15 protein-coding genes are annotated in these 20,811 nt (G+C 48.7%); 11 read left to right on the forward strand and 4 right to left on the reverse strand.

Annotation, left to right across the window (positions count from 1 at the left end; translation table 11 throughout):
- Positions 1-583: 583 nt before the first annotated feature.
- Together ACQSGY_RS16270 and ACQSGY_RS16275 are read right to left on the reverse strand one after the other, a co-directional pair.
- Positions 584-778, reverse strand: a complete 195-nt coding sequence (locus tag ACQSGY_RS16270) for a hypothetical protein (protein ID WP_427052646.1) — start codon at positions 776-778, stop codon at positions 584-586.
- 166 nt (positions 779-944) lie between these two features.
- Complete coding sequence (locus ACQSGY_RS16275; protein WP_427179441.1) at positions 945-2,681, reverse strand: methyl-accepting chemotaxis protein; 1,737 nt, start codon at positions 2,679-2,681, stop codon at positions 945-947.
- Positions 2,682-3,168: 487 nt separating this feature from the next.
- Here ACQSGY_RS16275 and ACQSGY_RS16280 point away from each other — a divergent pair, with 487 nt between their 5' ends.
- From ACQSGY_RS16280 to ACQSGY_RS16295, 4 genes are all read left to right on the forward strand, one after another.
- Complete coding sequence (locus tag ACQSGY_RS16280; RefSeq protein WP_427052647.1) at positions 3,169-5,166, forward strand: CotH kinase family protein; 1,998 nt, start codon at positions 3,169-3,171, stop codon at positions 5,164-5,166.
- A 249-nt stretch (positions 5,167-5,415) separates the two neighbouring features.
- Positions 5,416-5,862 carry a hypothetical protein gene (locus ACQSGY_RS16285; protein ID WP_427052648.1) on the forward strand — a complete coding sequence of 149 codons (447 nt, stop codon included), beginning with the start codon at positions 5,416-5,418 and terminating at the stop codon, positions 5,860-5,862.
- An 18-nt stretch (positions 5,863-5,880) separates the two neighbouring features.
- Entirely contained in the window at positions 5,881-7,194 is a 1,314-nt protein-coding gene (locus ACQSGY_RS16290) for a sensor histidine kinase (RefSeq protein ID WP_427179443.1), read from the forward strand.
- The gene (locus ACQSGY_RS16295) at positions 7,191-7,907 is read left to right on the forward strand and encodes a response regulator (protein WP_427052649.1); all 717 of its coding nucleotides are present in this window, start codon (positions 7,191-7,193) and stop codon (positions 7,905-7,907) included. Before ACQSGY_RS16290 ends, ACQSGY_RS16295 begins: the two co-directional genes overlap by 4 nt.
- A gap of 461 nt (positions 7,908-8,368) precedes the next feature.
- Here the strand turns inward: ACQSGY_RS16295 and ACQSGY_RS16300 are convergent, their stop codons facing one another.
- Positions 8,369-8,569, reverse strand: a complete 201-nt coding sequence (locus ACQSGY_RS16300) for a cold-shock protein (RefSeq protein ID WP_111270569.1) — start codon at positions 8,567-8,569, stop codon at positions 8,369-8,371.
- Positions 8,570-9,032: 463 nt separating this feature from the next.
- Between ACQSGY_RS16300 and ACQSGY_RS16305 the strand changes: the two genes are divergently transcribed.
- The 7 genes from ACQSGY_RS16305 to ACQSGY_RS16335 all read left to right on the forward strand — a co-directional run bounded on the left by ACQSGY_RS16305 (position 9,033) and on the right by ACQSGY_RS16335 (position 19,391).
- A complete protein-coding gene (locus ACQSGY_RS16305) occupies positions 9,033-10,640 on the forward strand; it encodes a response regulator (RefSeq protein WP_427052650.1) in 1,608 nt (535 codons plus the stop codon).
- A complete protein-coding gene (locus ACQSGY_RS16310) occupies positions 10,637-12,463 on the forward strand; it encodes a cache domain-containing sensor histidine kinase (protein ID WP_427052651.1) in 1,827 nt (608 codons plus the stop codon). Before ACQSGY_RS16305 ends, ACQSGY_RS16310 begins: the two co-directional genes overlap by 4 nt.
- Entirely contained in the window at positions 12,447-13,619 is a 1,173-nt protein-coding gene (locus ACQSGY_RS16315) for a substrate-binding domain-containing protein (RefSeq protein ID WP_427052652.1), read from the forward strand. Before ACQSGY_RS16310 ends, ACQSGY_RS16315 begins: the two co-directional genes overlap by 17 nt.
- A gap of 190 nt (positions 13,620-13,809) precedes the next feature.
- Positions 13,810-14,883, forward strand: a complete 1,074-nt coding sequence (locus ACQSGY_RS16320) for a galactose ABC transporter substrate-binding protein (protein ID WP_426334893.1) — start codon at positions 13,810-13,812, stop codon at positions 14,881-14,883.
- Positions 14,884-14,959: 76 nt separating this feature from the next.
- Positions 14,960-16,483: a sugar ABC transporter ATP-binding protein gene (locus ACQSGY_RS16325; protein WP_145403592.1), complete on the forward strand. Its 1,524-nt coding sequence runs from the start codon at positions 14,960-14,962 to the stop codon at positions 16,481-16,483.
- Positions 16,480-17,499: a galactose/methyl galactoside ABC transporter permease MglC gene (gene mglC / locus ACQSGY_RS16330; RefSeq protein WP_145403591.1), complete on the forward strand. Its 1,020-nt coding sequence runs from the start codon at positions 16,480-16,482 to the stop codon at positions 17,497-17,499. The genes ACQSGY_RS16325 and mglC overlap by 4 nt, the downstream gene beginning before the upstream one ends.
- 329 nt (positions 17,500-17,828) lie before the next feature.
- A complete protein-coding gene (locus ACQSGY_RS16335) occupies positions 17,829-19,391 on the forward strand; it encodes an ATP-binding protein (protein ID WP_427052653.1) in 1,563 nt (520 codons plus the stop codon).
- Positions 19,392-19,611: 220 nt separating this feature from the next.
- On the opposite strand, the gene ACQSGY_RS16340 is transcribed toward ACQSGY_RS16335, so the two are convergent.
- A complete protein-coding gene (locus ACQSGY_RS16340; protein ID WP_427052654.1) occupies positions 19,612-20,760 on the reverse strand; it encodes a DUF418 domain-containing protein in 1,149 nt (382 codons plus the stop codon).
- Between the last annotated feature and the right edge of the window lie 51 nt (positions 20,761-20,811).

Raw genomic sequence — 20,811 nt, forward strand, 5'->3', positions numbered from 1 at the left:
CTTTATAATTACCATTTAAAGGAAAACATATGCCATTACATACGGGAGTCTTCCCTTATTTTCTATAGTGGCTAAATCCAACTGTAAATATATTCTTTATTTCACTGTTAAAGAGAATCGCTAAAAATATTAATTTATAATGTTAGGTTATTTGCATGGCTAGTGTTCCTAGAGACGCTATTCGAAAGAAAGTCGGGTGAAAACCGCGAAAAGTGGGAGGAATCGGGGAAATAAGGCTTGTGAGAATCGTTAGATTTCCAAAGAGCCGAAATGGAGGTAAATAGGCTCTCCTGGAATCGTTAGAATGTAATGGCTGTAATGTAACGGCACTACGTGCAGCTCCCAGCACATAGCTCCCAGCACGCAGTGCCCTGCTTCATGACAACAAGGCAGCGGCCTTGAAGCACAGTCGCACACACTAAATAACATAAAAAAACGAAGGCTTGGGTGTCTGTCACTCAAGCCTTCGTTTATGTTGCCGGGTTTCGCACTATTTCGGCAGATTTATAATCGGACTACGAGGGAATTCGCCGTACAATTCATAATTTTTTCCCGGGCCGACGTCTTTTGCACGTTACATGTTTCAGACATTGCCCGCTTCATGCCCACGGTGTTTGCGCTTTTTCGCATCTCTCATATATGTCCGGATGTCCCTGATAACATGCGTGCCCATAGTGTCCATAATGCATGTTGGCACATTGGCGTTCAGGTGCATCACACTTTCCGCAGGTTTCCACGTACGCTGGGCTGCTGCACGTTCTGCATCCTTGGCACACATCCGAACTCAGACCACCTTTACACCTATAGCATGCAAGCTACGGCAACATCATCTTGTGCCCTTGGCACACGCCTAACTCAGACGAACCAAGCCACGGGCACATACTTTCGTGCCCTTGACACGTACCTAAATACTGCATGTACCGCGTCTTATCTGGCCCTCTTGTCTAGGCTTCCTTTACTTTAAAGAAGGAGATGAGCTCCTGCAGCTGCTCGGATACCTCGGCCAGTTCATCTGAGGCGCTGACGATGGCAGCCATGGATGTCTCCTGCTCGGCGATCGAGTTCTCGATGTGCTTCGTGCTGCTCGCAGCCTTGCTGACACTTGCGGACAGCTCATCTGCTGTAGCGGACATTTCTTGTGTGCTTGCCGAGATTTCCTCGGTGGAGCTGGAGATGTCCTGAATCTGGTTCGCTACTTTGTTGGTGGCGTTCAGAATGTCCTCGAAGAATGCACCGGTTTTCCGTGTAACGCCGAGTCCTTTTTCCACCTCTTCCGAACCACGCTCCATGGATTGGGCAGATTGCTCAATGTCTCGCTGAATCTCGTCAATGAGTGCGCGAATCTGGGTTGCCGATTCCTGAGATTGCTCTGCCAGCTTGCGTACTTCTCCGGCAACAACCGCGAAGCCGCGACCTTCTTCCCCGACCCGTGCAGCTTCAATGGAAGCATTCAGTGCGAGCAGGTTGGTCTGACCAGCAATATCCGTGATGATTCCGACAATGCTGCTGATCTCATTCGAACGATTCTCCAAGGATTGGATGGAAGCGTAAGTGTTCTGAACCGCACCCGAGATCAGGCCCATCTGATCAATGACCTGCTGCATAATTTCATGCCCGCTGTTGGAGCGCTGTTCCATACTGAGTGCTTCATCGGCAACTTCGGCAGAGCTTCCAGCGATGTTTTGCACTACGGTGGACATCTCGGTCATAGCACGTGCGCTTTCCACAGTTGCTTTATCCTGGGACACCAGACCTGTAGAGATTTCCCGAATGTTGTTGCTGATGGATTGAATGTTATCGTTGTTTCTCGCCGAGATTTCCAGCAGTTCTCTGGATGAATTCGAGAGATGGCTGGACGTGTTTTTTACTTTGAAAAGAGTGATATTGAAACGTTCGATCATCGCATTGAACTTTTCATTGATCACACCGAGATCATCGCGTCCCGTTCGAATCGTAACGTTCAGGTTACCCGTGCTGACTTCCTCAATACCTTTCATGAGGTCGTGAATCGGACGCAGTGTTCTTTTCAACAAAACAAATTGCAGCACCATAAACAGGATCAGGAAGACAACCAGGTACATTAATCCGTTAGTGATTAGCTTATTGAGGCCTTTGGGCACAGCGCTTGCGTCTACATCGAAGTACAGAGCGGCGTAGATGGAGCCGTCAGCTTTTTTGATTGGATACATCAATGTAGTCCACGTACCGAAATCATCCGTATAAAAATCACTAAACGCCGGCCCGCCGGTTGTATTCATATCAGCCAGACCACTTGCAATCTGGTTGGACAGCGGATATTTCGTGCCTGGCAGTAAATTTTCTTTCTCAAATGCTTCGACCAGACTGGTCGGGATAGCATAAATCGGAGCCCCGTTATTTTCGTCCAGCTGTGAGCTGAAAATGTAAGCTTGTGCAATATTCGGATTAAAGGTGTGGATGGAATCCAGATAGTCACGCAGCTTGCTTTGATATGTATCGGAATAACTCTTCTCGGATACAGCCTGTTCCACCTGGCTGGTATCCAGGTCTTGGGACCATTTTAACGTTGTAATTTTGGCTTGCTCGTGCAGCTGGTTGATTAATATCTCTTTTTGCAGCTGATATGCCGCAGTGATGAGAATAATTCCAATGAGAGCGATGCTCCCGAAGGATATCACCAGGTTTTTGGCGAAAAATGGCATGGTACTCCAGCGAAGCTTTTTAAACAAGGTAGTTCACTCCTCCTGTAAAATTAAAAAGGACTTCACCTGGACATCGTATACGCTGCGTATGTTGTTACCATTACAATGAATGCACTTTCTCAATGGCTTGCAGATTCTTTCAAGGTACTACGGAAAAAATACAAATACTAATCGATACTCATTTTAATATTCACGTATATGAAATCCAGGTAAGTTCTACTCCTCACTTATATCGTTATTTCGACATATTAATGTTAGGTTTTTCTATTAAAATAGGACTTATGGACCGGAACCTTAGAATTAGATCTTAATTTTTGCGTAAAAAAATTCATATAATTGGATGTTCGCTGAAAAAGTGGAGAACCAGTATCTACGCAGAACATTTGATGTGAGATTAGATGATTTAAGTTTCATTAAAGGTTTATCCCCTATCATGGTTTTACAAGCCTCAGTTGCTTACTAGAAAACCAAAAGGAGGATTCATCTTTTGAACCATGTATTACGAAAAGTTGCAGTCACGGCACTGTCCGTAACGTTGGTAGGCTCTTCTTATGGGCTGGTTGTGAGCCCGAATGCGGCATGGGCCGCAGAGGCATCAACAACAGCGAAAAGCACAGGTGTTACACAGGCTTATGAGTCGCTCTTTCAGACAGATAACGTGATTGACGTGAAAATTACGATTGACGAAGCCGATTGGAAAAGCATGCTGGAGAGCCCGATGGATAAGGACTACAAAAATGTGAGTGTTGAAGTGGATGGCAACAAGCTCGACAATGTTGGTTTCTCCACCAAAGGAAACTTGACACTCATGTCGGTTGCTTCGATGAAGGATTCAGACCGCTACAGCTTCAGGCTGAAATTCGACAAGTATGATAAAACACAAACACTGCTTGGTCTGGACAAGATGGTACTGAACAACAATTTTAGCGATCCATCTTATATGCGCGAGGTGCTCCATTATGAAGCGCTGCGCAGCATTGGCATGGATGTGCCTATGACGAATTACGTCAATCTATATATCAACGGGGAACTGGTCGGTTTTTACACAGGTGTAGAAGCAGTGGACGACAGTTATCTGGAGCGCAATTACGGTGAGAGCTATCAAGATGGCGTCCTCTATGACACAGAAGAAAAAAGTTATCTTCAATACAAAGATGGCAGCGATTACAGTACTCTCACCAAGGATTTGGGAACAGATAAGGATAAGGCCAAGCTCAAAAACTTTATCAAAACCTTAAACGATATGCCAGCAGGTGAAAAAGGAGACATCGAAAGCGTGCTGGATGTTGATTCCGCTCTTCAATATATTGCTGGTAACGTTGTACTGGGCAATTACGACAGTTACAACGGAGAGAAAGGGCACAACTACATGCTGTACAGCGATGCCAACGGCAAATTTACCGTTGTTCCTTGGGATTTCAACATGTCCTTTAACGGCTTAGGTTTCGGTGGTGGTGGACGTAATCAGGCCGGAGCGTCTACTACAGCAGTAAATACGAACGCAACCAATGTATCGGTAGACGAGCCTGTACTGGGCATTAGCATGGAGCAGGTGCCGATGATTAACAAATTGCTTGCCGTGCCGGAATACAAAACGAAGTATCTTGCTTACGTCAACGAGTTGACCGACTATCTGGAAGGTATCCAGGATCGTATTACAAGTCTGGCGGATGAGATTCGTCCGTATATCGAAGCAGACCCGACGAAGTTTTATACAACGGAGCAATTCGAATCCAACATTGTTTATTCTGCAACTACAGATACAGCAGGCGGTATGGGAACACCACCTGAAGGATTCGAGGGCGTGACTCCACCGGAAGGCATGACGCCGCCAGAGGGCTTTGAAGGCATCACTCCGCCGGATGGGATGACTCCTCCAGCTCAATCGGGGACAACTACCGGAGACAATACATCTGGTGCAGCTGCAGGCAACGATAATATGCCAACTCCTCCGGGAGGTAACTTCGGCGGCTTCGGGATGAATATGGGTTTCATGACAGCAGGTTCATTAACAACCTTTGCCCTTAACCGCCTTGCCAATCTGCAGGAGCAGCTGGGTCGTGAAGTGACACCTCTGCCAGACACATCTGACGATGAGACAAGCTCAAACAGTTCTGCCGGAACTGCAAATCAAACCATTACTGTCTCACTGGACGGTAAGAACATTACTTTCCCGGATCAGAATCCCCTGGTCCAGGATGACCGTGTGATGGTTCCTGTGAACGCGATTCTGGAGGCGCTGGGCGCAGACGTGAAGTGGGATAAAACAGCGAAAACTGTGACAGCTGTACTAGACGGGCAGACCTTTGTACTCCAGATCGGCAGCAGCACAGCAACCGTAAATGGGGAAAATCTGCAAATGGATACAGCGAGTGTTATTCAGAACAGCCGCACGCTGGTGCCTGTTCGATTCATCTCGGAGGGTCTGGGATTAACGGTGGACTGGAACCAAAATAGCGGAACCGTAAGCCTGATATCCAAATAACCAATCGGAATGGCTAAGTTGCGAACACCAATTATAATTTAATACAGCAGCAGTTCTAAAAGTCGTATGGTTCACCGTTAACCCGGGAGAGAATACGGCTTTTAGAGCTGTTCTTATACCTGTAATATAAGTCCATCTATAGAGGGAAAAGAATATCGGCCAAGTCCACCCACAGGTGGACTTTCTTTCGTTTCTCCCTGGTTATACTGTTCTTATGAAGAACATTGAACAGAGAGTGAGGAATATTTTATGATGAATATTGTCATTACGGCTTTGATTATTCTATTGTTGTCGATGAGGGAGAAGGAAGTTAAGCTCGAGCGGATGTGGTTGATGCCGGTGATTGTGGCCATTGCCATTTTTTCGAGTATCTCACAGGGGCCAGTCACAGGATTAACGCTGCTTCTGTATACGTTGTTTTTAGTTATAGGATGCGCGATAGGTATTTGGCGTGCCTCGATGGAACGGCTGCGGGTTGATCCGGCAACGGGGAAAGTTATGTCCAAAGGGTCAATGGGCACGGCTCTTGTGCTGATCATCATCATGCTGCTGAAACATTACGTCAGCACACTGGATGTACATCATAATGTGGTTTCTCTGAGCAATGCTTTACTGTTCATACCACTCGGGAGTATTGCTGCCCGGCGTGTGCTGGTCTATATGCGGATTCGTCAAATGCAAGGGCGCAATGCATAGTTAATCATACGTTTGAGAATGAAAGGCCATCCAACCATTCAAGGTTATGCGAGAGGGAGATATATGCAAAATCCATATGTCATGCGAGATAAAATACGCAATTTTCTTGCTAATCACACCGGGGACTTAATTCTAAGTCTGCTATTGCTCTACAATCTGTTCAATCCGATGGACACGTTCACGTTGCTTGGGTTGTGTGCAGGTCTGGCTATCCGTTTGCCTTATTTTGTGCTCGTCTGGACACCTTATTGGTTAAAAAGGGATCGAATGCGCACGATCATGATTGTGCTGACCTGGATAGCAACGCTGCTGTATGCCCAGCTGTTTCAAGCGGAATACCGTATTTTCGAGCTTACCTTTTATCTGATTGGTTATGCTGCGTTGAATCTTCCCGTAGCCCGATCATGGTGGCTTGGCTTGATGATTCTCGCAGGCAATGCCATGCTGTTATATACGGCGGGTGTCGAGCCGCAGTCCATTCTCATATACACGATGGCTTATATTGTTACGTATTTCTTCTGCTGGGGTGCGCGTATTAAACGGGAAAGCAGGAGGGAAAGCGAGCGTCATTATACCGAGCTTCAGACGGTACATGCTGAATTAAGTCAGGCGCATGATGAGCTCCGGTATACACATGAGGAATTGGAGCGTGCAACGGTACGTCTCATGCATTACGCTGTGCTTGAAGAGCGAGGCCGAATCTCGATGGATTTGCACGACAGTATCGGAAATCGCCTGACATCGGCGATTGTGCAGCTTCAGGCATTGCCTTATATGATGAAGCTGGATGCAGCCGAGGCGGATAAAGCCTTGGGCTCCGTACTGGATGTTGTCAGGCAGAGCCTGCAGGAGGTGCGGACCGTGGCTCATCAGATGGGCAGCAGCGAATCCGGGCTTGGCCTGGTCGCATTGAACAGTCTGGTGAATGAAGTGAAGGCATTAACAGGGTTCTCCATTGATTTGCACTATGCCGGAAAACAAGCAGAATGGTCAGCGGAGACATCCGAATTGCTGTACCGGATTTTACAGGAGGCATTGTCCAACATTATTCGGCATGCCAAGGCCACTCGTGTAAGTGTGCATATCACGGAAGAGGAAGAGAATTTATACATGCGAGTGGAGGATGACGGTATATTTGGTCGGAACCAGACGATTGTACGGGGCTCAGGCTTGCCCAGTATTGTGCCGGGCTTTGGAATATCCAGTATGAAGGCACGGTGCGAAAGGGTGGGTGGAACGATGACCATTGAAGCGATCCATCCGCATGGCATGAGGCTGGAGGTATGTATTCCGCAATCAGACATGGCGGCTGCTGGAGGTGAGGAGCAATGACAGAGTCAACAATGATACGGGTACTTCTGGTGGACGACCAGCATCTGGTCAGGCACGGGCTGCGCTTTATTATTAATGCACAGCAGGATATGAAGGTAGTGGGTGAAGCAGGAAGTGGCCCGGAAGCTGTCAGGCTTGCCGCCGAGCTTGCTCCCCATGTTGTATTTATGGATGTGCAGATGGAGGGTGGCAACGGACTGGAGGCTACACAGGCGTTACTGGAGGTGCTGCCGGAGTGTAAGGTCGTCATATTGACTACTTTTGACCAGGAGGATTATGTCTATCAAGGAATACGTGCGGGAGCCGTGGGATATTTGCTCAAGGATGCAGCTCCGGAAGAGCTGATTGATACCGTGAGAGCGGCCTATCGTGGAGAAGCCATCTACCGTACAGCTGTAGCAGCCAAAGTCATTGCTTTAGCTGTACGGTCAGCGGCACCATCGCCTCAGGGGGAAGAATCCATCCCGACTCCTTCGCATTCCAGTCAGAATACGGGCGAGCAACCCGAGCCTTTGACGGATGCATACACTGGACGTGAGCTTGAAGTGCTGCAGCAGATGGCTTACGGGCTGCGGAATGAAGAGATTGCCCGGAAGCTGTACATCGGGGAAAGCACAGTAAAGACCCATGTACATCGCATACTACAGAAGCTTCAGGTGGAGGATCGCACGCAGGCGGTAGTTTTTGCGATTCGGAACGGTTATGTAAAATAAACATACAAATGTAAGGATACAAGTAAGAATACAAGTAAGGATACAAATAAGGCCCTGTACCGTGCAAGCGGTTGAGGGCCTTTTGCTTTTTTCGGATAGGCAGTGTCTTTTCTTGCGGCTAACGCTCGGCAGGATGATCAGATTGTTCTAATGAATCTGTTGAATGCGCAGAACGCGGGTGAGCTTCGATGTTATCGGTGCTTGTTTGCTGAGGTGAGTAGAAGTTAATGATATCGTCAACCGTGGAAAATACAACATGTTCTTCGGATTTATATTGTTCTGTTGGAATAAAAACCTCATTTCTGTGATGGATATAAGTTAAGCCAAGTTAGACTATATAAGTTGAACTGAAAATTTTACACAGTAAGGCGAACGCTCCGCTTTTTCAGGTTTTTTCTGTACAGAATAACCTTCAAATGTGGGCATAAATAAAGAGCTGCCAGAGGCAGCCCCCGTATCAATTACAGTTTAGTAACGTTCTCCGCTTGCGGTCCACGGTTACCTTGAGTTACTTCAAACTCGACACGTTGACCTTCGTCCAACGTTTTGTAACCTTCACCTTGAATGGCGCTGAAGTGAACGAATACGTCTGTTCCTTCTTCAGTTTCGATAAAGCCAAATCCTTTGTCTGCGTTGAACCATTTTACTGTACCTGTTTGCATGTGATTCCTCCAAAAATAATAAGTTTTGTACGATCATTGGCATGAGCTGCATTCAATTCTGATTAATGCTCATCCGGTGGTTAAACCACAGACGTAATGTCCGCTAATGTATCGACCTATATGATCATAACACGTGTACCAATATAAGTCAATTTTTGAATCATTTTTCTAGCAACAGCCTACAGAGAGGGCAGTTCCCCCCCTTGTGGGGTGGCATGCAAAGAGTCAATAGAAGCATAGATGAACACTTGAAAAAAGAAAGCGATTACATAAAAAGTTTTTTAATGTATATTATGTTGGAAACCTTGTTTGAAGGGAAGTCATTACATTTTCTTCGCTGAGAGATATTGTTCATTTTTTAAGGGTGTGAATCAATGAAGGAGAAGACACCAGCGAATCATCCGCAGGGTGTTGGTATAGTATTTCATGGACAGCGGTGGCTGGATAAAAGGAGGAAACAAGCATGTACCGGGTGCTTCTCGTAGACGATGAGCAGGATGTGCGTGAAGGATTGGTTGTGGAAGTGGACTGGGAGGCTATGGATCTGCGCATCGTTGGCCTAGCAGAGAATGGTCGTGAGGCGCTGGAGATGGCTGAACGGGTGGAGCCGGATATCGTGATTACGGATATCAGCATGCCTTTTATGGATGGTCTGGAACTGGCACGAAGATTGAGGGAACGGAATCCGCTGGTGAAGGTCGTTATTTTGACGGGATATGATGAATTTGATTATGCCCGCCAGGCCGTCTCGCTTAGCGTGGATGAATATCTGCTGAAACCCTTCTCGGCGAAACACCTTACGGAGCTGCTCACCCGATTGTGTGCCCAGATGGCAGCTGAGATTGCAGAACGTGAAAATGTACAGCAGCTGCGCGAGCACTATCGCACAAGCTTGCCCTTATTACAGGCCGAGCTGATCGCGACCCTGCTGCATCGTCAGAAATCCGCGCAGTACATTTTAAGCCGTGCAAGTCAGTGCGGGCTTGAACTGGAGGGGGAGCGCTACGGTGTGTCCATCCTGACCCTGCATCCGTCCGAAGATGCGGAGCTGAAGCTGTTTGCCGCCCTGAACATTGCCGCCGAAATCTGGGATGATCATCAGGCAGGATATGCCTTTTTGCATCAGGAGACGGTGGTGCTGCTCTACATAGACCGTCTCGGCGGGGCAGAGGGGGAGAAGCTGCAGCAGCAGGCACTGGAGAAGGTTGTGCGCAGCATTCATCACTATTTGCGTGTACCCGCAACGATCGGGTCCAGTCGTCTTGCAGACACGTTGCCCGATGTGAAGCATGCCTATGAAGATGCCCTGCTGGCGCTGGATTATCGGCTCGTACCTGGAACAGACTCCTTGATCTATATTGCGGATGTGGAACGTCAGACGGAGGGCAAGCTGCGCTTTGATGAACTGAAGCAGCAGACGTTAACCCGCTGTCTGAAGGCAGGTACCCAGGCAGAACTGGAGCAGGGACTGCAGATCATTTTCCGGGAAATTACGGTAGAACACGGGCGCAGTGATATCCAGCTGTATTTAATTGAAGTATTAACGACCGTCTGGAAAGCGGCACAGGCTTCAGGTGAAGAGATGGAGGACATATTCGGTGCAGGATTCCAGCTGTATACAGAGCTGTTCCGACTGCCGGGACTGTCTGAAGCACAGCAGAAGGTGCGGGAGGTCTGTCTGCTTGTTCAAGAGCGCATTTCCAGCGGGCGTCAGCATGTCTATAAAGATATTGTGGAGCAGGCGCTTGCATTTACGAAGCAGCATTATGCCGATCCTGAGCTGTCCATTCAGAAGGTATGTGCACATTTGCATATCAGCTCCGGGTATTTTTGCAGCATTTTCAAAAAAGAAGTGCAGCTCACCTTCCTCCAGTATTTGATGCAGATTCGCATGGATGAGGCGAGGGAGCTGCTGCGCTCCACCGAGCTGAAGTCGTTTCAGATTGCCGAGCGGGTGGGCTTTGCTGAGCCGAACTATTTCAGCTTTTGTTTTAAAAAGCATGTCGGGGTCTCGCCCAAAGAATATCGCAGACAGGCGGAGGCAGCAGCACCGGAAGGCACCCTTCGATGAACTGGAGAGCGTTCACGGGCCCAAGCAAATCTATCGCACACAAGCTTCGGAAATATTTGCGGTCATCCAAGGTCAGTAGCATTCGTTCCATTATTACGTGGTCCTTCTCTGTTTTCATCGTACTGGTGCTCACCATTATGGCGGTGCTGCTGCATGACAAATTCACACAGGCCGCGGAACGCAGTGCAGAGCTCTCCACCAGGCAGATTGTCGATCAGGTCAGTTATAACCTGGAGGATTACGTGCGGAGTATGTCTCATCTCTATCGTGCCATCGAGGAGCATATGCTTCGGGACGGGACATGGGAAGGGGATCAGGTGGATAAACAGCTCGATACGCTGCTCAGCAGCCGGGAGGATATCATCTCGATTACGCTGCTCGACGCGAACGGACAGCTGCTTAAGAACAGACCTGCTGCCGCATTGAAGCGCAGCGCACATGTGACCCAGCAGGGCTGGTTTCAGTCAGCACTTCGTGTACCCAATCATCTGAGCTTCTCGTTGCCGCACATTCAGAATATGTATGCAGGTCCTTATCAATGGGTCGTTTCGATGAGCAAGGGCATGACGATGAAGCAGAATGGCCAAGAGCGGCAGGTGATCCTGCTGGTGGATATCAATTTCAAACAAATGGATGAAATCAGCAGCCGGGTCAGTCTGGGACAGCGGGGATACGTCTACATTATCGACGAGAGTGCAGGCAATATCGTGTACCATCCGCAGCAGCAGCTCATGTATATGGGGCTGAAAAAGGAAAATATCGAGCAAGCTCTTGTTGCAACAGGCAGTTACGAGGATGAGGCTGAAGGACAGAAGAGACTGAACACCGTAAAGTCGGTAGCCAATATTGGCTGGAAGATCGTTGGCGTAGCTTATCTCGATGAGATCATGACGACTCGTCAGGAAGTGAACGGATATCTGATTCGTGTGCTGGTGGTGGTGCTGGTGCTGGTCATTGTGGTGTCTCTGCTGCTCTCGTCCAGCCTGACCCGTCCGATTCGGCGTATGGAACGCAAGATGAAGGCGGTAGAGCGTGGAGATTTCAACGTGGTGTTGCCAACTACGGGACCGCTTGAAGTCGAGCGCCTGTCGCGCAGGTTCAATCTGATGGTGAACAAAATTCGCACGCTTATGGACGAGATCATCCATGAACAGGAGCAAAAACGCCGTCTGGAGCTGGAGGCGCTTCAGGCTCAGATTAATCCGCATTTTCTATACAACACCCTGAATTCTGTGGTCCGTATGGTTGGCATGAGCCGCAATGACGAAGTCATCACGATGATTACCTCCCTGTCCCGGTTGTTTCGCATCAGTCTCAGTCAGGGCAAAACCATTATTTCCGTCAGGGAGGAACTGGAGCATGCGCGCCACTATCTGACGATTCAGCAGATGCGATTCAAACACAAGTTCACCTTCACGATTCATGCGGATGAGCAGGTGCTGGACGGCCTTACACTGAAGCTGATTCTGCAGCCTTTGATCGAAAATGCGATTGTACATGGCATTGAGTACCACATGGACGAGGGGAGCATTGAGATTGATGTGCAGCGTGATGAGCAGGATGTGGTGCTCCGCATTACGGATAACGGTGTGGGCATGTCGGAGGAACAGATGGCGGCACTCCTCAGCGGTCGTGCAGTAGTAAAAAGCGGGGCGGGCTCAGGTGTAGCAGTGCGCAATGTACATGATCGCATCCAGCTTTATTATGGGGAGGGGTATGGTCTGAACTATGCCAGCGAGCTGGAGGAAGGCACGAGCGTGTGGATTCGGATTCCGTTTCACCAAGCGCAGAAGGAGGACGGGGCGAATGAAGGGCAACAGTAAATACCGTAGACCAAGCAGGAGAGCACTTCGTGATATGGCAAAAAAAAGCCAGGCAACTCTTCCGGTATCCCCGGTAATCAGGCCATTAAGAGCATTGCTTCAGGCAGCCGCAGCTTGCTGCCTGTTTATATGTGCTGCCTGCGGCATTGCGGAAGCGGATGAACCCGCGTTACCGCGGCGGCTCGCATTAATCACTCCTGCAGGCGCAGGAGAGCTGGCGGAGGCGATCCGCCTGGGAGCTGAAGCAGCCGCCAAAGAGCGCGGCGCACAGCTGATCACCGTTGAAGCGTATCCGGTGGATAACCCTTCACACACCTCCTCGAACGCAGACTTCACTATTGGTCCACCGTTCGCTAACACTGCAGCTGCGGCTGGGCGGGACCTGACCCGCAGTGAGCGTGAACAGGCTCAGGTTCAGGCCGCTGCCCTGGCGTTGGAGCAGGGGGCTGCGGCCATACTGGTCGATCCGCTGAGCGAACAGGCTCTTGGCGATATTGTTCGGGAGGCAGAGCTGTCTGGCACGGATGGAGGGATCGTGCCGGTCATTGTGTTAAACGATGAATTTCCTGTCAAAGGCATCACCAGTGTGATCTCGATGGATAATCTTGAAGCAGGACGTCAGGCGGGGCAAGCCATGGCCGAATTGTTGCAAGGGCGAGGGCAGATTGCTTTGGTTGGTCCGGACCCGACAAGCGCCGGACTGGTCAACCGGGAGCAGGGCATTCGGGAAGCGTTAACGTCTTATCCAGCGATTGAGATTAAACCGAAATCGGTCTGTAACAATAGAGAGGACTGCTGGCAAGCAGTCAAACAGCAACTGGATCAGCCCGAGGTAACGGGAGTGATCGCTCTTCAAGAGCAGGCTTCTCTTGGTGCCGCCGATGAACTGAATCGGCGCAGGGCTGAAGGGCGAAAGGTGAACGTCGTCGGATTTGGCAGTGAGCAGCAGCAGCTGGAGCAGCTGCAGGAGGGGGTGTTTCAACGATTGATCGTACAGAACGGCTACAGCGCAGGATATCTGGGAATCAATAAGGCGCTTGCTAAGCTGGAGCATAGGCCGGTTCAGAGGCGAGTGGTGCTTGAAACCAAGGTGGTGAGTACAGACAATATGTTCTGGATGGATAACCAGAAGCTGTTATTTCCTTTTGTGCAATAAAATCATACATTTTGTCATCGGAGTGGCTTGTGTAAAATTTTTCGTTCAATTTAGATATGTATATAGAACAGATAAATTGAGGAGGATTTCGATAAAACATATGAAGATATTGTATTCGAATTAAATGTAAACCCTTTCATAATAGAGACATCGGTAAAGCCGAATGAACTTGGGGGAGGTCATCAGAATGATGAAAAAAACGTGGATGACGCTGCTGCTGACGGTATGCATGGCAGTGGCGGCAGGATGTGGCAACGGGGGAAGCGGTGCGGGCGGAAACGGAAGCGCAGGAACAGATAGTGGAAGCAAGACAGAAGCCGAGGCCCAGACGGAAAATCCGAAGATCGGGGTTGCCATCTACAAATTCGATGATACGTTCATGACGGGCGTACGAAACGCGATGACTGCGGCGGCGGAGGGCGTGGCTACTCTTGATATTGTAGACAGCCAGAATGCACAGCCGACCCAGAATGAGAAAGTGGATCTGTTCGTGTCCAAGAAATACAATGCCATGGCGGTGAACCCGGTAGACCGGACCGCAGCGGGTGTCATTATTGACAAGGCCAAAGCGGCCAATATTCCAGTTGTTTTCCTCAACCGTGAACCTGTGGCGGAAGATATGAACAAGTGGGATAAAGTGTATTATGTCGGTGCCAAAGCCGAAGAGTCCGGCACGATCTCCGGTCAGCTGATTGTGGATTATTGGAAAGCTCATCCCGAGGCTGACAAGAACGGGGATGGCAAGCTGCAGTACGTAATGCTGAAGGGTGAGCCGGGTCATCAGGATGCCGAGCTGCGCACCAAATATTCCGTTCAGGCGATTCAGGATGCAGGCATCGAAGTGGAAGCCCTTGCCGAGGATACAGCCATGTGGGATCGGGTGAAAGGGCAGGAGAAGATGCAGGCATTCCTCGCCTCCCATGGGGACAAAATCGAAGCCGTGCTGGCTAACAATGATGATATGGCACTTGGAGCGATTGAAGCGTTGAAAGCAGCCGGGTACTTCAAGGATGGCAAAACAATGCCGGTCGTAGGTGTAGATGCTACAGCTCCGGCAATTCAGGCACTGCAGGATGGCACGATGCTGGGCACTGTGCTGAATGATGCGAAAAACCAGGGGGCAGCAACGGTAGCTCTGGCAGCTGTTCTGGCTAAGGGTGAGACGCCAACCAAGGAAAATACGAAATTTGATATTACGGACGGAAAGTATGTCTGGATTGCTTACAAAAAAATTACCAAAGACAACATTGCCGACGCCCAATAATAGCAGCTGAGAGGGACGTATGTCATTTTGGGCAGCGTCCTTTTTTGACCGGTCAGATGAAAGGGGAGGATATGAAATGCAGTCACCTTATCTGCTGGAGATGAACGGAATTTCGAAGGCTTTTCCCGGTGTGCAGGCACTCAGCGAAGTGACACTGAAGGTGAAGCCGGGAACCGTTCATGCGCTGATGGGCGAGAATGGAGCAGGTAAATCAACCTTGATGAAATGTTTGTTCGGGATGTACCGTCCCGATGCAGGCACGATCCATATTGAAGGAACGCCTGTAGACATTCCAAATTCCAGGGTTGCTTTGGAGAAAGGCATCTCCATGATTCATCAGGAGCTGAATCCGGTTCCGTACCGTCCGGTGATGGAGAACATATGGCTGGGACGTTTCCCGATGAAGGGTCTGCTGATTGATGAGAAGCGCATGTATGCCGATACAAAGGCGCTGTTTCAGGACTTGAATCTGGATATTGAGCCCAGGGCATTAGCCGGAACGTTGTCTGTATCCAAAATTCAATCTATGGAAATCGCCAAAGCCGTATCGTTTCATTCCAAAGTCATTGTCATGGATGAACCCACTTCTTCCCTGACAGGCAAGGAAGTGGAGCAGCTGTTTACCATTATTAATGAACTGCGCAGCCGCGGTGTGTCGATCATCTATATTTCACACAAGATGGAGGAAATTTTAACGATATCGGATGAAGTAACGATCATGCGGGATGGATGTGTCGTAGGAACCTGGGATGCCGCTGATCTGACCACCGACCTGATCATTACCCGAATGGTGGGGCGGGATCTGAGTGAACGCTTCCCGGAACGGCTTAATGTACCCGGTGAAGTCATTCTCCAGGCAGAAGGATTGACATCGAATCAGCCCAATTCATTTCGGGATGTGTCGTTTAATTTGCGTAAAGGCGAAGTGTTAGGCATTGGCGGTCTGGTGGGAGCGCAGCGTACGGAACTGATGGAATCGTTATTTGGCCTGCGCGGACTTGCTTCCGGTACGATATCCATTCACGGACGAAAGGTGAAAATTAATTCGCCCGCCGCAGCGAAACGGCACAACATTGCGCTCCTGACTGAAGAGCGGCGGGTAACCGGTATTTTCCCGGTGTTATCCGTCTATGAAAATACGATTATTGCCAGCCTTGGTCGCTATCAGAATCGTTTGGGATTGCTGGATGAGAAGAAAGGACGTGAAGAGGCGAAGCAGCAGACGCAGAAGTTCAGGACCAAAACGCCTTCGGTTAACACTTTGATTCGAAACCTTTCAGGTGGAAATCAGCAGAAGGTGCTGCTGGCTCGCTGGCTGTTAACGGACCCGGAAATTTTGCTGCTGGATGAGCCGACACGCGGAATTGACGTTGGAGCCAAATTCGAAATCTATACGATCATTACCGAGCTGGCTCGTCAAGGTAAAAGCATTATCATGATCAGCTCGGAGATGCCTGAATTGCTGGGCATGTCAGACCGCATCATGGTGATGAGCGAAGGACGTCTTACCGGTATTGTGGACGGAGCCGAGGCCACGGAGCAGCATATTATGAGGCTGGCCGCCCAACAGCGGATGGCTGGTCAGGAGGATCACGGATGAATACAACTCTAGTTAATCAAGTGAAGCAATATGTAGCCCAGCGTGCGATTTTTATCGTGCTGATCCTGCTTGTGATCGGAATCGCGATTGCCGATCCGAACTTTCTCGCCTTTTCCACCCTGCGGGACATTTTACAGCAGTCCTCAACCCGGGCCATTATTGCGCTGGGTGCAGCCTTCATTCTCGTGACGGGAGGCGTCGATCTGTCAGCCGGGCGTGTTGTTGGTTTGACGGCGGTTGTATCGGCATCCATGCTGCAGATCGATACTTATGCCAACCGATTTTTCCCTGATCTGCCGCAGCTGTGGGTGGGGTTGCCCATCATCATTGGCATTGTGGCAGGTCTGCTTGTCGGGTTGGTCAATGGTATTATCGTAGCCAAACTGCATGTCCCGCCTTTCATTGCCACACTGGGTACGATGGTTGCGGTGTACGGGTTAAACTCGATCTATTTCGATACCGAGCCTAATCAGTCACAGCCGATTGGAGGGCTTAGACCGGATTTTACAACGATAGGCTCTGGATTTATTGATCTGGGCGGAGGGTATTCGATCCCTTATATCGTGCTGATTGCAATCGGCGTTGCACTTATCTGCTGGGTTGTTTTCAACAAAACTCGTCTGGGTAAAAATATGTATGCAATCGGTGGAAATATTCAGGCTGCCCACGTATCCGGCATTCATGTCGCTCGCAATCTGATTGCACTGTATGCGATTGCGGGCGCACTTTATGGACTGGGTGGTGTGCTGGAAGCGGCTCGTACCGGTGGAGCTACGAACAACTACGGCAACATGTACGAATTGGATGCCATTGCCGCGTGTGTAGTTGGCGGGGTCTCGACAGCTGGAGGAATCGGAACCGTACCGGGTGTTATGGCCGGCGTGCTGATCTTTGGTGTCATTAACTACGGCCTCACCTTTATTGGTGTCAGCCCATACTGGCAGTTGATCATCAAAGGTCTGATCATTGTAGCTGCCGTTGCATTCGACATTCGCAAGTATATGGCCAAGAAATAAAAGCATGTTCTCATCTGATCATCAGCATAATCTATAGTGAAAAGCAGCAAAGAAGCCAGCCCTCAGACTCAGAGAGCTGGCTTTGATCATTTGGTTATGCATTTCATGGTTATGTATATACTGATTTTGAGATGCGTAATCATACACTTTTTCATATTACAATTACTTCATATGCCCTATTGTTTTGAGAAATTATACATCCTTGCGAATTTTGTTAGCTTCCAATAATCGACAACATCAGCTAATCATAATCGATATAATATTTGTGGATATGTTGTTGTTAGTGTGACTTTTGTCTAAGGGGGCGAGGCTATTTGCTAAGTTACACAATGAAGATGGTAATATTCCCATTAGGTTGTCTGCTTGTCATTATATCCTCATATATATTGGGACAAACATCTCATCCGATCCTGATGCTGGTTACAGGTATATTGCTAGTGGCGAGCATATGGGGAGAGCGGCGTTATCCGGTATTACGAGTGATACAATGGCTAATCCTTGGTGCATTTCATTATTTCAGTCAATTGAACTGGTGTAACCTGCTCTATTATATGCTTATCCTCTCCATGATTCAGAACAAACAGAAGCTCAACCAAACACTGCCGATCTCTGTGCTCCTTATGCTGCAGTACACCGTGATCCGACTTTCTTACGTTTCGGTGATGGATGCGTACAGTTTACTGGTATCTATATTTGATCTGCTGACCTCCGTTGTCATTGTTGTTATATATCATACGTTGATGAATAGTGAAGCGGAAAAACGCAAGCTTCGGGAAAAGAATCAGTTTCTTACTCTCCATGATCCTCTCACGGGATTGTTGAACTATGAAGGTTATATGGAGGTACTTCATAAGACGATGGAGGAAAAGGGATCTTTCCTGTTAGTGCTTTTGAATGTACATAATTTCAGCGGATACAAAAAAGCCTCGGAAGACCCGTGGTGCTCGGTCATCACAGGTACAGGCAATATGATTACAAGCCAGTTTCCGGAAGCCTACGGCATCTCGCGGTATGCAGGTGACCGATTTGCCATCGTGCTGCCGCAAATACAGCATATTGAGGAAAGGGTATCCTGTTTGTTGGCCAATGAGCTTCAGGGACTGCAAGTAGGTTATAGCATCTCGCGTTATCCGGGTTTGTCACAGACATTACAGCAATTCATGACCACTGCCGAGGACCAGCTGTTACAGCAGCAACGCAGCCAGTGGATCAAAAATGAAGAGGAAATATTTCGCTCCGAAAGACTGCGGGCGGTAGGAGAGTTGGCTGCTGGCATGGCTCATGAGATTCGTAATCCACTTACTGCGATCAGAGGGTTTCTGCAGCTGTCCCGTGGACAAGCCTTTAATATTGCACCGTGGTATGAAGTGATTATGAGTGAGGTGACGAGAGTTACCGATTTGACGGGCGAATTTTTACAATTTTCCAAGCCGCAAGTCAATCATATGAAGCCGGAGAAGCTGGCACAGTGTCTGGAGCGTGTGATGTCTTTGACTGAATCGGACGCAGCCTCAAGAGGGCATCGAATTATCCTTGATATGAAGGATGAATCGGTGTACGTGAACATGGACAGGGATAAAATTGTGCAGGTTCTGATTAATCTGATTCGTAATGCGTTTGAAGCAATGTCGGACCCTGGAGAGGTACATATGGATATGCTGAAGGAAGGGGATAAGGTACTTATCACTGTATCTGATACAGGCAGCGGAATTCCTGAAGGTTCGCTTTCTTCTATTTTTAATCCGTTTTTTACAACCAAAGAGGAGGGCACGGGTCTGGGGCTTGCGCTTTGTCAAAAAATAGTTCAGGATCATAACGGTAAAATTACCGTACAGAGTGAGCTTGGTACAGGATCAACATTTACATTGTGCTTGCCTGTTGAATCGAATTAATAGCGGGAGAGAGGAAACAGACTTGTGCCTCGGACTTTACCAACAGACAGAAACAGCAAACCGTTTATAGTAAATAGTAAGACCAGCGCACAAAGGAGGGAGTATAGCTTGCTGGGTTCGTTATTCAATTTCAATCAAGCAGGGCTGTCTCACATCCATGGGTCGTTGATCAAGATCAATCATTGATGCGTGGGACAGCCCTTTTTGGCATGAAGGTTATTTATATTGAGGTTTCCTGTGACTTTCTTCCGGGTGCGGGCGAGATGGACAGCTTGCGCCATAGCCATTCTACCGGACCTAGCTTATATTTTCGCAGCCAGAAGTGCGAGAACAGCATTAACATCAGACAGATGCCAAGCCACATCAACAAAATGAAGATAGAGGACGGCCGTCCGCCAAGTCCGAAGCCCCATCCATAGAAGAGTACAGAGGCGATGATGTTCTGTAAAATGTAACAGCTCAGCGCCATTCTGCCAATCTCCCCGAATCGACGCAGCATTCCAGGGATTTTTCCCTTTTCCATGATCATAGCTATGATTCCGACATAACCGAGCGTGAGCACGGGGGCACTGATGTAACGTACCCAGATGTCCATCATGCCGCCTGGCACAAGCAGCAGCAGATTCAGAGGAATACCCGCTCCAAGCCCGATGATCATCAGTTTACGGCGTTTGAGACGCCCGGGCTCATCGCTGGAGAATACACCTGTCCGCATAAGCAGTGATCCAAGCAGGAATAGAAAGACATTCAGAGGAATAATCGCGATGGACTCGGCCCGGAAAAATCCAAAATTGCTCAGCCGGAACATCACTTGCTCCCACCATGTCCCGGTAGCATACAGCCGGGTAATCATATCCATCCCGTTAAAGGTTGAACCGGGCTCAAGTGCCAGCAGGGCTGTAATTCCTGTAACGCCGATCACATGGATGCTACCCGCGATTCCCATCATTATCAGCATAAAACGCCGGGAACGATGAATGATCAGAGAAACAATCATACCTGTGACAGCGTAGCTCATCAGCACATCATACTCCATCACGAACAGGTAATGAAGCAGACCATCCAGCAGCAGCAGTGCGCATGACCAGATATAAACTCCAGGCCAGGTATACCCGTCGCGAGCCGCTTTTTGACGTTTCAATTCCATGCCAGCACCGAATAACAGCGTAAGCATGCCTAGAAATTTTCCGTTCACCAGTATAAGCATGATGGTCTGCAGCAAGCGATCCCCTGAACTCCACCCCGGCTCAAGTGCATTGCCAAATACCAGATTCAGATCACCCAGATAAGCAAAAATCCAGATGTTTGTTCCTAATGTTCCAACAATGGCGAAACCTCGAAGAATATCCAGTAAGACAATACGTTTCATGAAGCCCTCCTTAATTAATACAAACGAATTAAAAACAATATAGCACAGTCG

Source organism: Paenibacillus sp. TC-CSREp1, assembly GCF_050171015.1.
Classification (GTDB): Bacteria; Bacillota; Bacilli; order Paenibacillales; family Paenibacillaceae; genus Paenibacillus; species Paenibacillus silvae.